Origin of the sequence: Staphylococcus sp. TE8 (assembly GCF_000692055.1) — a bacterium.
Lineage (GTDB): Bacteria > Bacillota > Bacilli > Staphylococcales > Staphylococcaceae > Staphylococcus > Staphylococcus capitis.
On the sequence record NZ_JMGB01000001.1, the window covers coordinates 1,161,370 to 1,174,469 of the forward strand.

Annotated in this window: 10 protein-coding genes; 3 read left to right on the plus strand and 7 right to left on the minus strand. The window is 33.3% G+C overall.

The features are described from left to right. Window positions 1-80 precede the first annotated feature (80 nt). The gene (locus CM54_RS05445) at window positions 81-995 is read left to right on the plus strand and encodes a transglycosylase domain-containing protein (protein WP_037549475.1); all 915 of its coding nucleotides are present in this window, start codon (window positions 81-83) and stop codon (window positions 993-995) included. Window positions 996-1,072: 77 nt separating this feature from the next. Here CM54_RS05445 and CM54_RS05450 read toward each other — a convergent pair whose 3' ends face one another. Continuing rightward, on the minus strand, window positions 1,073-2,740 hold the full coding sequence (locus CM54_RS05450; protein WP_037549478.1) for a formate--tetrahydrofolate ligase: 1,668 nt from the start codon (window positions 2,738-2,740) through the stop codon (window positions 1,073-1,075). 203 nt (window positions 2,741-2,943) lie between these two features. Continuing rightward, window positions 2,944-4,653 carry an acetate--CoA ligase gene (gene acsA / locus CM54_RS05455; RefSeq protein WP_037549481.1) on the minus strand — a complete coding sequence of 570 codons (1,710 nt, stop codon included), beginning with the start codon at window positions 4,651-4,653 and terminating at the stop codon, window positions 2,944-2,946. Between the two features lie 172 nt (window positions 4,654-4,825). Here acsA and CM54_RS05460 point away from each other — a divergent pair, with 172 nt between their 5' ends. Further along, window positions 4,826-5,458, plus strand: a complete 633-nt coding sequence (locus CM54_RS05460; RefSeq protein WP_037549484.1) for a GNAT family N-acetyltransferase — start codon at window positions 4,826-4,828, stop codon at window positions 5,456-5,458. A gap of 102 nt (window positions 5,459-5,560) precedes the next feature. After that, complete coding sequence (locus CM54_RS05465; protein WP_037549487.1) at window positions 5,561-6,733, plus strand: acetoin utilization protein AcuC; 1,173 nt, start codon at window positions 5,561-5,563, stop codon at window positions 6,731-6,733. A gap of 102 nt (window positions 6,734-6,835) precedes the next feature. Here the strand turns inward: CM54_RS05465 and ccpA are convergent, their stop codons facing one another. The 5 genes from ccpA to murC all read right to left on the minus strand — a co-directional run bounded on the left by ccpA (window position 6,836) and on the right by murC (window position 13,089). Then, on the minus strand, window positions 6,836-7,825 hold the full coding sequence (gene ccpA / locus CM54_RS05470) for a catabolite control protein A (protein WP_037549490.1): 990 nt from the start codon (window positions 7,823-7,825) through the stop codon (window positions 6,836-6,838). Between the two features lie 290 nt (window positions 7,826-8,115). After that, window positions 8,116-9,207 carry a bifunctional 3-deoxy-7-phosphoheptulonate synthase/chorismate mutase gene (locus tag CM54_RS05475; protein WP_002434695.1) on the minus strand — a complete coding sequence of 364 codons (1,092 nt, stop codon included), beginning with the start codon at window positions 9,205-9,207 and terminating at the stop codon, window positions 8,116-8,118. Between the two features lie 259 nt (window positions 9,208-9,466). Beyond that, a complete protein-coding gene (locus tag CM54_RS05480; protein ID WP_037549493.1) occupies window positions 9,467-11,101 on the minus strand; it encodes a smooth muscle caldesmon in 1,635 nt (544 codons plus the stop codon). A gap of 75 nt (window positions 11,102-11,176) precedes the next feature. Continuing rightward, entirely contained in the window at window positions 11,177-11,701 is a 525-nt protein-coding gene (locus CM54_RS05485; protein WP_002453468.1) for a DUF948 domain-containing protein, read from the minus strand. Window positions 11,702-11,775: 74 nt separating this feature from the next. After that, complete coding sequence (gene murC, locus CM54_RS05490; RefSeq protein ID WP_002434715.1) at window positions 11,776-13,089, minus strand: UDP-N-acetylmuramate--L-alanine ligase; 1,314 nt, start codon at window positions 13,087-13,089, stop codon at window positions 11,776-11,778. Window positions 13,090-13,100: the final 11 nt, after the last annotated feature.

A 13,100-nucleotide genomic window follows, 5' to 3' on the forward strand; every position in this document is an offset into this window, starting at 1 on the left:
GAATTTAATTATAGATAACATTATTTTAAAAGTCAACTTCATGAATATGGTATACTATACCTAAATTTAGGAGGTATACGATGCACAACAATAAGAATATTTCACAATCAACGGATAGATATGTGCAATTCGAACGTATTTATAAGAAAATCAAACATATTTGTGTAGGCATTTTTGTTGTATTTTCCATAATTGGAATCGCATTGATTTTAGCATTAGTGATATACTTCCATCATTTAACTAAGGAAGCGTCCTCTATTAGTGATAAAGAGTTAAAGCAGAAAGTGTTACACCTTCCTGGCGATGAACTAATAAATCATAGTAACAAACATATTTTAGAAGAATATGATCATTCTCTTAATACTCTGATTGTGGGACCTAAATCTGTAAATCCGAATGTGATAAAAGCACTTACCTCATCCGAAGATACTCTCTTCTATAAACATAATGGTATCTTACCTAAAGCATTAATGAGAGCAATGTTTCAAGATATTATTGATGCAAATGAAACATCAGGTGGTAGTACGATTACACAACAACTAATTAAAAACCAAGTTTTAACAGATAAAAAGACATATAGTAGAAAAGCAAATGAAATTATTTTGGCTATGAGACTTGAGAAACTTCTATCTAAAAATGAAATCATATATACTTATCTGAATATTGTTCCGTTTGGTCATGATTATAATGGGGCCAATATTACTGGTATAGCATCAGCTTCATATAGCTTATTTGGTGTAGCTGCCAAAGATTTAAACATTGCTCAGTCCGCTTATTTAGTAGGACTCTTACAAAGTCCTTATGGTTATACTCCGTATGATAACCAAGGTAATTTAAAAAGTAATCGGATATTACATTATAGTATTCACCGTCAGCGTTATGTTTTAAAGCGTATGCTTGTGGAGGGCAAAATTTCAAAAAAACAATACATTAAAGCGAAAAAGTATCGTATTAAATCACACTTACTCACTCACCCTCCTCAAAAAGGTGCGTAGTCATAATAAGTAAAAAAGCACTAGTGACTTGTAAAATCACTAGTGCTTATTATCTTTAGAAATGTATTGTTTAAAAATTAGAATAGTCCAATCGCTTGTCCATCATCAGTAACATCCATATTAAGTGCAGCTGGTTTCTTAGGTAAACCTGGCATTGTCATAATTGCACCAGTTAACGCTACAATAAATCCTGCACCTGTTTTTGCTTCTAGTTCTCTGATTGTAATTTCAAAATCTGTTGGAGCACCTAATGCTGTTTGATCATCACTGAATGAATATTGTGTTTTAGCCATGCACACTGGATAATTGTCCCATCCATTTTCTTTAAATTGCTTTAATTGCTTTTGAGCCTTACTACTGAACGTAACTTTTGAACCACCATAAATTTCTTTAACGATTGTTTCAATTTTACTTTCAAGTGGTTGTTCTAATTCATATAAGTGTTTAAATGTTTGAGGCTGATCAATGACTTCAAGTACGTGATGAGCTAAATCAACTCCACCTTTACCGCCTTTTTCCCATACTTCAGTTAACGCAATGCGTACACCTTGTTCTTGAGCCCATTGTTTAACAAACTCAGTTTCTGCTTCCGTATCATGTATAAATGCATTTAAAGCGATAACAGGTTCAAGGCCATATTTCTTCACATTGTTAACGTGACGTTCAAGGTTTACAATACCCGCTTTAACCGCTTCTAGGTTTTCCTCTTTAAGTTGATCTTTAGCAACACCACCATGCATTTTTAGTGCTCGAATCGTTGCAACTACCACTACCGCTGATGGTTCAAAGCCTGCCTCGCGTGATTTAATATTGATAAACTTTTCAGCACCTAAATCTGAACCGAAGCCAGCTTCCGTAACAACGATATCTGCTAAATTCCTAGCTGTTTCAGTAGCTAATATAGAGTTACAACCATGTGCGATATTAGCAAATGGTCCACCGTGCACAAGTGCTGGTGTACCTTCTATCGTTTGAACTAAATTGGGTTTAATTGCATCTTTAAGTATTAACGCAAGTGCCCCTTCTACTTTTAAATCTTGAACTGTTACGGGTTTACGATCTCTAGTATAACCGATAGTAATACGACTAATTTTTTCTTTTAAATCCTTAATACTACGACTTAAGCATAAAATCGCCATTATCTCTGATGCCACTGTAATATTAAAACCATCTTCTCTTGGAACACCATTTGTTGGCCCACCCAATCCAACATTTACATAACGAAGTGCACGATCATTCATATCTAATACACGTTTCCACTCGATACGACGTTGATCAATGCCTAATTCATTACCTTGATGTAGATGGTTATCAATAAATGCAGATAATGCATTATTTGCAGTTGTTATTGCATGAAAATCACCATTGAAATGTAGGTTAATATCTTCCATTGGTAATACTTGTGCATATCCACCACCTGTGGCACCACCTTTAATACCAAAAGTTGGTCCAAGCGCTGGTTCACGTAATGCGACCATCACGTTTTGTTTTAACTCATTAAATGCATCTGCTAAACCTACTGTAACTGTGGATTTTCCTTCTCCAGCTGGCGTAGGACTCATAGCAGTCACTAATACAACTTTACCTTTTTTCTCTCTAGGTTTAATCTGATTAATATCTATTTTAGCTTTATAGTGTCCATATTGTTCAAGTGCATCTGCAGATATACCTGCTTTATCAGCAATTTCTCCAATAGGTTTTAATTGTGATTGATTTGCAATCTCTAAATCTGATAAATGTGCCAAACGATTCAACCCCTTGATCATTATGTAGTATTAATTAATATTAAATTATTTTTGATACGTCTTATATGGTTTATGATAACCGACTTAATTTCAATTGTCGAATATTTCAAGAATTATTCAAATCAATGTTCGTTCTTAAGAATGACTTTAACTTATTTGAAAATGAGAGCTAAAGCTGATACTTTAGCTCTCAATTATTAATTTTAATCTTCCATTGTACTCAAATCACCTGCATCTAAATCTAATTCCCAAGCTTTAAGCACACGTCTCATAATTTTACCTGAACGTGTTTTTGGCAACTTGTCTTTAAATTCAATTTCTCTAGGCGCAGCATGTGCTGATAACCCTTCTTTAACATATTTACGGATATCTTCTTTTAAATCATCTGATGGTTCATATCCTTGTCTTAATGCAACGAAGGCTTTAATAATTTCTCCACGAACTGGATCAGGTTTACCAATAACACCTGCTTCCGCTACGGCTTCATGTTCTACTAATTTTGACTCAACCTCAAATGGTCCAACACGTTCTCCGGCTGTCATAATAACGTCATCAACTCGTCCTTGGAACCAGTAGTATCCATCCTCATCTTTATAAGCAGAGTCACCAGAAACATACCAATCTCCGATAAAGTATGAGTTAAACTTTTCAGGATTTTTCCAAATAGAATGCATCATAGAAGGCCAACCCTTCTTAATTGCTAAATTACCCATACGATTAGGTGGGAGTTCATTACCTTCATCATCTATGATTGCTGCCTCAATACCAGGTAGTGGTTTACCCATAGAACCTAGTTTAATATCCATAGTTGGGTAATTTACAATCATATGTCCACCTGTTTCAGTCATCCACCATGTATCTAAAACACGTTTATCATAGACATCTTTCGCCCATTTTATTACTTCTGGATTTAGTGGTTCTCCTACAGATAAAATTGACCGTACAGATGATAAATCGTATTTTTCAACGATATCGTCTCCAGCACTCATTAACATACGAAGTGCTGTTGGTGCGGTATACCATATCGTAACTTTAAATTCTTCTAACATGCTATACCAAGATTCAGGTGAGAATCGCCCACCTGCGATGCAATTCGTAACACCATTTAACCAAGGAGCAAAGACTCCGTAAGATGTACCAGTTACCCATCCTGGATCAGCAGTGCACCAATAAACATCATCTTCTTTTAAATCTAATACGTATTTTCCTGAGATATAATGTAATAGCATTGCTTGTTGGACGTGCAATACACCCTTAGGTTGTCCTGTAGAACCTGATGTATAGTGAAGAATTAATCCATCATCTGGCGCTAGCCACTCAATATTAAATTCCTCGCTAGCTTGTCCCATTTCTTTATTAAAATCAATGTATTCACCATCAACGTCATCATCTACAACAATGATTGTTTCTAAATGAGGTAATTTATCTTTCGGAATTCTAGGAAGTAATGCTTTATTCGTAATGACTACTTTAGCTTCACTATTAGCTAAACGATCTGCTACAGCCTTCTCCATGAACGCTTCAAATAATGGACCCACAATCGCACCAATTTTTAAAATACCTAAGAACGCAAAGTATAATTCAGGTGTACGAGACATAAAGATAAAAACGCGATCTCCTTTTTTAACATCCGCCTTATCTTTAAGAACATTAGCTGCTTGATTTGATAACTTTTTTAAATCTCTATAAGTGTATGATTCTTTACGTTTCTCATCTTTATAATTTAAAGCTATTTTTTCCCCTTTTCCGTTATCAACATGACGATCGATACATTCATACGCCATATTCATTTTTCCTGTTTCATACCAAGAAAATGATTTTTCTATCTCTTTCCAATCGAAATTTTGATAAGCTTCATTATAATTCTCTAAATTGTAATCCCCTGGTTCTCTTTTATACACTTCAACTTTCATAATTAAATCCCCCTTGTTTATGAAATCGCTTTCTTTAAAAGTAATTATACATATAATTTTCACATTTTTCAAAAATCTTTGTATCCTATTACTATTTAATTGTTCATGTACAACCTTTTATATATAATAAGTTTAATAACAAGTTAAGTCACCTGCATAAGGAGATGATAACGTGAGACATGTTAAAACTTATGTAACTAAGAATCTTAAACTAAGTGACACTACTTTTGTCATTGAAGGACCTATTTCGTACAATTTTTTGAAAACGCTTACTTTAGATAATCAGCTTAATGCATTCCGCCTACCTCAGGATCAGTATGAAGCACTTTTAGAGATTACTGAACTACCTGAAGGTCGTGTCTATATCATTCGTCAAGACAAGCATATCGTTGGATATGTGACATATCATTATCCTGATGAATTCGAAAGATGGTCCGAGGGTCATTTGACCTATTTAATTGAACTAGGAGCCATAGAGATAAGTCCTACATACCGTCACTTACATTTAGGTGGCGAGCTTATTGCGACTAGTTTATCTGCGGATGAATTTGAAGATTATATTGTATTGACTACTGAATATTATTGGCATTGGGATTTGGATCAAGCACAGCTAGATGTTTTCGAGTATAAGAAATTGATGCAAAAGTTAATGTCTAAAGGTGGATTAGAAATTTTTGCTACAGATGATCCTGAAATCACTAGCCACCCTGCTAATTGTTTAATGGCACGTATTGGCAAACGTATCACTTTGTCACAACAACAAGCTTTTGACGATCTTAGATATAAAAATAAATTCTTCTTTTGACATACTACAAAAGTATCTAATTTCAAAAGTATCATAGTTAAATATCTCGCATTCAAATAAAGTTAATCAAAATAGTGAGAATGTTGTTACGGGGGGAGCATCATGCCAAATAAAAATTTAAGTACTGGTTATGTTTATTCTGAAGATCTCTTACAATACCGCTTTAGTAACGAACACCCTTTCAATCAAATGAGGCTTAAACTAACGACTGAGTTGTTAAAGGACGCGAACTTTTTAAAGGATGAGCATATCGTAATACCACGTATAGCTACAGATGAAGAACTCGCATTAATTCATCAATATGATTATATTCAAGCTATTCGTCACGCATCACATGGTATATTAAGTGAACACGAGGCAAAGAAATATGGACTCAATGGTGATGATACGCTTCAATTTAAACATATGCATCGTCATAGCGCTCGGATTGTAGGAGGAGCGCTTAATTTAGCGGATTGTATCATGGATGGAACATTTATTAATGGATGCCATCTCGGTGGTGGTTTACATCACGCACTACCCGGACGAGCGAATGGCTTTTGCATTTATAATGATGTTGCTATAACTGCAAAGTATTTAGTTGAAAAATATCATCAACGCGTCATGGTTATTGATACAGATGCACATCATGGAGATGGTACACAATGGAGCTTTTATACAGACAATAGAATTATGACTTATTCCATTCATGAGACAGGAAAATTTTTATTCCCGGGCTCTGGTCATTATACTGAACGTGGTGAAGATATAGGATATGGTTATACGGTAAATGTGCCTCTTGAACCTTATACTGAAGATGCCTCTTATCTAGAGTTATTTAAAGAAACTGTAGAACCATTAGTTGCAGCTTTTAAGCCTGATATCATTTTAAGCGTTCATGGTGTAGATATCCATTATAGAGATCCACTTACACACATGAACTGTACATTAAATAGCCTATATTCTATTCCATATATAATCCAAGATTTAGCAAAACGCTATTGTAATCATAAAGTATTAATGTTCGGGGGCGGAGGTTATAATATTTGGAGAGTTGTCCCTCGAGCTTGGAGTCACGTCTTTTTAAGTTTAATCGGGGAGCCTATTCAACAAGGTTACCTCCCGTTAAATTGGATTAATAAATGGAAGTTATATAGTACTGTCAAACTACCAAAACGCTGGGAAGATCGTTTAAATGATTATGCTTATATTCCAAGAACTAAAGAAATATCTGATAAAAATCTTAGAATTGCTAAACAGGTTGCAAGTTGGTATGAACGTTATAGCGATATTTAATAATATATTAAAAAGGGTGCTCAATGAATCATGTTGAAACATCAAGTACCCTTTTAAAATTTATATTTACGTTTTCTCTTCACTTAACAATCATTTATAATTTTAATTAGTCGTTCCACGATATTCTATTCTGTGAGGAAGAATTACATTTGGTTCTTCAATGTCTTCTTCATTCATATATTTTGTCAATAATCTCATGCCTACTGCACCGATATCATATAGTGGTTGTATAACACTAGATAGTTGTGGGCGTACCATTTCGACTAAACGTGTGTTGTTAAAGCTTAAAATTTGTAAGTCTTCAGGTACATTAACCCCAGCATCTAATGCGCTGTGTAAAATACCAATTGCCTGCTCGTCACTAATTGAAAGAATAGCATCAGGCATATTATTTTGTAATTTTTCAAATGCTTTGATTCCCTCTTTATAGCTTTCTTTACCAGAGAAATGTAATGCCTCATCAAGTTCTAAATGATGTTGATTTAAAACTTTTGTTAAACCTTGTAATACATCATCTTGTGCTTTTTTAGAATAATCGCCACCTACAAGTGCAAATTTCTTAGCACCTTTTTCAATCATATGTTGAGTGGCTTCTTCAGCAGCTTGTTTGAAGTCAATATTAACTGATGCAATATGATCATCTTTACCATTTGTTCCTGATACCACAACTGGAACTGAAGATTGATTAATTAAATCTTTAATTTCTTCTGAAATAGTACCACCAAGGAAAATAATACCATCAACTTGTTTACTTAATAAATTATTAAAGATTTCTTTCTCTTTTTCAGGGTCATTATCAGAATTGGAGATGATTGAGTGATATTTATACATTGTTGCAATATCCTCAAGACCTCGCGCGAGTTGTGAATAATAAACATTTGAAATATCTGGAATTATCACACCTACAGTTGTAGTACGTTTACTTGCAAGTCCTCGTGCAACTGCGTTAGGTCTATAATTTAGCTTCTTGATGACCTCATTGACTTTGTTTCTCGTTTCAGGTTTTACGTTTTGATTGCCGTTAACTACACGTGATACAGTTGCCATCGACACACGAGCTTCTCTAGCTACATCATAAATCGTTACAGTCATAATTTCCTCCTTGTAAGCGTTTCATTGCTTATAATATCGTGTTTTCATATCATTTTCAAAGTTTATCATATTTATGGTTATTGTGAAATGATTTTGTTCTTTTGTCACATTTCTGTCAGAAAAAGCAAGTGCAATTCATTTATATTATATACTTTTCGCTTAAAAAATTTAAATAAATTAAAATTGAAAATTTAATTTAAGTTAAATTCATTAAAAAATAAAAAGACTACATCACTATTCAAGAAAAGAATAACTGAGTAGTCAATTTAGTATAAACGATTGCAAAATGTTTATTTTAACTTTTTAGCATTATACATATCTGCAAGTGGTTTAAGTTCATTGTAGAAATCATTAAACTCGTTCAAATCCATTTGTTGTCCAGCATCACTTAATGCAACTGATGGATCAGGATGAACTTCAGCCATTACGCCATCAGCACCAACGGCTAATGCTGCTTTTGCAGTTGGTAGCATGATATCTTTTCTGCCTGTACTATGAGTTACATCAACCATTACTGGTAAGTGTGTACCTTGTTTTAAAATAGGTACTGCAGAAATATCAAGTGTATTACGAGTCGCCTTTTCATATGTACGTATTCCACGTTCACATAAAATAATATTTCTGTTGCCTTGAGAAGCAATGTATTCAGCTGCATAAGTAAACTCTTCAATTGTTGCAGATAGACCTCGTTTTAAAAGAATTGGTTTGTTTGTGCGACCAGCTTCTTTTAACAGTTCAAAGTTCTGCATATTACGTGCACCAATTTGGAAAACATCTAAATATTCGTCTGCTACTTCAAAGTCATTAGGATTTACAATTTCACTGACTACATTAAGATTAAACTTATCTTTTACATTTTTAAGGATTTTTAATCCTTCTACACCAAGTCCTTGGAAATCATAAGGAGATGTACGTGGTTTAAATGCTCCACCTCTAATAAATTTTTCTCCTCTAGATTGTAAATCTTTAGCAACAGCATCTACTTGTTCTTGTGATTCAACTGAACAAGGTCCAAATACAAATGATTTATTACCATCACCAATAATGCCACCATTATCAAATTTCACAATAGTATCTTCAGGTTTTAATTTTCGTGATACGTATAGATGTTTTTCGTTTTCAGATTTTTGTAAATCAGTAGAGGCTTTAAAAATTTCTTTAAACAACTGCTTGATTACATTATCATTAAATGGACCCTCATTTCGATCCAATAAATCATTAATCATTTCTTTTTCACGTTGAGGATCATATACTTGAGTTCCTTGTTTAATTTTTTCTTCTCCAATTTTTTGAGCTAACTCGCCTCTTTTAGATAACAAATCTAAAATTTGATAGTTTAATGAGACAATTTCCTCTCTGTATTCTTCCAATTTATTAGTCATTTCTACTCACCTCTAAGATATAGTTATGTATGAAAGTATATTACTTTAAAGCGATAAAATAAAAGTATTTAGACTTAATTCTAACAATTTCATTTTTATAGTTCAAGCGCATATTTACAGAAAATAGAAAATTTTCTGTAAACGCCAACTGCAATATACATTTTGGTGAAAACTTTTCAACATTTACTTATGAATTAGAAAATAAAAAAGCTGAGACAATATGATAATGCCTCAGCTTAAATATATATTGTAAGTTTAATTAATCATTGAATGTACGTTTTTCAATCTTGCTATTTGCTTTCTCAACTTTTTGTTGATTATTATTTGATTGATTTTGTTGTTTTTGAGTTCTGTTGTTTTGTTTAGGCGTATTACTTTGTTTTTTACTTGTATTTGCCTTTTTATTAGATTTTGCGTTTGTTTTGTTACCTTTACTATTAGATTTTTGAGTACCTTTTATAGAATTCTCATGGGTAACTACGCCTTTATCGAATGTCGCACTTTCTTGTGATTTATTTACTTTATCTTCTTTAGAGGTAGAAGATTGACCTTTTTTAGAGTTTGTTGATTGCTTAGTAGTTTGAGTTACAAGATTAGGTACATTATTATTTTTTTTACCTTTAGGTAATGCTGGTTCAGCTAATAATGCTTCAGTGAGCTGTGATTCTTTAGATCCTTTAGTTAGTTTAGATTTTTTTGCTTTTGCAGCTGTAGCTAGTCGATTTGCAAATGAACCATCACTTGAACCTGTGTCATTCTCATTTTTCTTTGTAACTAAATTAGGTACCTCTTTGTCAGCAGATTTAGGTACACTTGATTCACTTGTGAGATCATTTGTATTTTTAGCAACTTGGCTGTCATTAGTGATTTTATCGTTTTTTGTTTTAGCAGCTGTAGCTAAATTTTCTGCTTGCGTTTTTTGATGGGCATCTTCATTTTTGCCTTCTTTAGTAGTAGGATCAGCTAAATCATTATCACTTGATTCTTTTTTAATAGCTGTTTGAGCAATAGCTATTTCTTCAGCTGATGGTTTTTTATCACTTTCGATATGTGATGCTTCTTGACTATCTTCCTTATGTGATTCAGCTTTAGCTTCCTGTATCTCTTGCGCTTCTGGTGACTGATCTGCTAATTTTGATTCTTGTTGAATTGCATTTTGCTGTGCTGTTAATTCTTTTGCTGATGGTTTATTTTGTTGGTCTTGTGATTCAGCTTTAGCTTCTTGAATTTCTTGTGCTTCTGGTGACTGATCAGCTAATTTTGATTCTTGTTGAATCGCATTTTGTTGAGCTGTTAATTCTTTTGCTGATGGTTTATTTTGTTGGTCTTGTGATTCAGCTTTAGCTTCCTGTATCTCTTGTGCTTCTGGTGACTGGTCAGCTAATTTTGATTCTTGTTGAATCGCATTTTGTTGAGCTGTTAATTCTGTAGCTGATGGTTTATTTTGTTGTTCAAAGTCGTCTTTAGTAGCTTCTACTTTAGCTTCTTGAATTTCTTGAGCCTCAGGTGATTGATCTGATAGATTATTGTCACTAACTTCTCTTTGGATTGCTACTTTTTGTGCTTGTAATTCATTAGAAGTTAAACCATCTTTAGAACGATTTCTAAAGTTCTCTACTCTATCTCTTACTGAATTAACGGTGTTTTCTGCCTGTTCTTTATAATTAAGTACTTTATTTCTTAAATCTTGTTCTTTATCTCTTAATTCATCTGTTTTTTTATATACTTTATTTTTATAAAAAAGACCTAAAGCAGAGCCAACGATTGCACTAGCAATAAAACTTACTACGAAGTCTTTACGTTTAGGCGTATTTGATGAATTGCGTGACGTACGGTTATATAAATCACGACCTGTATTATTTCTCTCAAAATTATCGCGGTTATAGTGTTCCATAACGATTCCTCCTAAAACAAAAGCACTTAAATAAGTAAAAACCTCATTTAAGTGCATTTAATTCATTCGTATTAATTATTTGTTAACACGTGTAGTGTAACTATGATCAGAATTGTATTCTGAATTTGAATAGCTATGATTTGCATCGTCAGCTACAGTGTTTGCTTTGTAGTTTGCACTTCCTCTACGGTAGTATCTATTTTGCCATTTGTCAGCAATTTCCATTGCCACATTTGACCATTGAACTACTTGAGAAATTTTATCTTCATTTTGAGAAATATTGTGCGTAATTGAGTTAGTTACTCGGTCTACAGAACCATTTAAAGTTTGAACTGAGTCGCCGATACCTTTAACAGCATCTACAACAGAATTTAAACGATCCACTTTACCTTGAATATCTTCAGTTAAGCGATTTGCTTTATGAAGTAAATCAGTAGTTTCTCGAGTAATACCTTGAACTTGACCTTCAACACCATCAAGTGTTTTAGCCACGTAATCTAAATTTTTCTTAACAGAAATTAAAACTACAACGATACCGATACATAAAATTAAGAACGCTATCGCAGCGATAATTCCTGCAATTGGTAAAATCCAATCCATTAAAAACGCCTCCTAAATACCATAAAATAAAAGTCATTAATATTTAATACCCATGATGTTTTATTATAAACATATTAAAACTCATTTTTTACGCCTAATTTTTCTAAATAAGCTTTAAGTAACTTTTGAATGTCACCAGCGCCCATAAATAAAATGACTGCGTTATCAAATTCTTTTAATATGTCAATACTATTTTCATCTATTAGCGACGAGCCGTCAATACGTTCAATTAAATCTTGTATAGTTAATTCACCTGTATTTTCTCTAATAGAACCAAAAATTTCACATAAGAATACGCGATCTGCTTTACTTAAACTAGATGCGAATTCGTCTAGAAAAGCTTGAGTTCTAGAGAACGTGTGAGGTTGGAAGACAGCTACTACTTCTTTCTGTGGATATTTCTTTCTAGCTGATTCAATTGTAGCACTAATTTCTCTAGGATGGTGAGCGTAATCGTCTACTAATACTTGATTAGATACTTTTGTTTCGTTAAAGCGACGTTTTACACCACCAAAAGTGACTAATGCATCTTTAATGTTGTCAACATTCATCTTTTCTAAATAACTAATCGCAATAACTGAAAGCGCATTTAAAATATTATGGTCACCAAATTGTGGTGATAAGAACTGATCATAAAATTCCCCGTTAGTATAAACATCAAACTGAGTACCTTTTTCGGTGATTTGAATATTTTTAGCATAAATATCGTCAGTCTCTTTAAAACCATAATAATAAATTGGTACATCAGCCTCTAATTTACGTAAATAGTCATCATCACCCCATGCAATTATGGCTTTCTTAACGTTATGAGCCATATCTTGGAAAGCATCATAGACATCTTCAATATTTTTAAAATAATCTGGATGATCAAAATCAATATTCGTCATAATCGCATAATCTGGATGATAACTTAAGAAATGTCTACGGTACTCACAAGCTTCGAATGCAAAATAATCGCTTCCAGGCAATCCCATGCCAGTACCATCACCAATTAAGAATGATGTCTTTTTATCTCCGTTCATAACATGTGACAATAGACCAGTTGTTGAAGTTTTACCGTGAGCACCTGTAACAGCTACAGATGTATATTGATTTATAACATGACCTAGGAAGTCATGATATTTAATGACATCAAGTTTTAATTCATGAGCTTTAACTATTTCTTCATGATTGTCTGAAAATGCATTACCCTGAATGACAACCATGCCTTCTTTAATATTTTCAACATCAAAAGGTAAAATTTTGATGCCTTTGTTACGTAGAGCAACTTCGGTAAATACGTATTTTTCTATGTCTGAACCTTGGACTTCATGACCAAGATCATGCATGATTTGTGCTAATGAACTCATGCCGGAGCCTTTAATTCCGACAAAATGATAGTGCGTCATTTTAATACTCC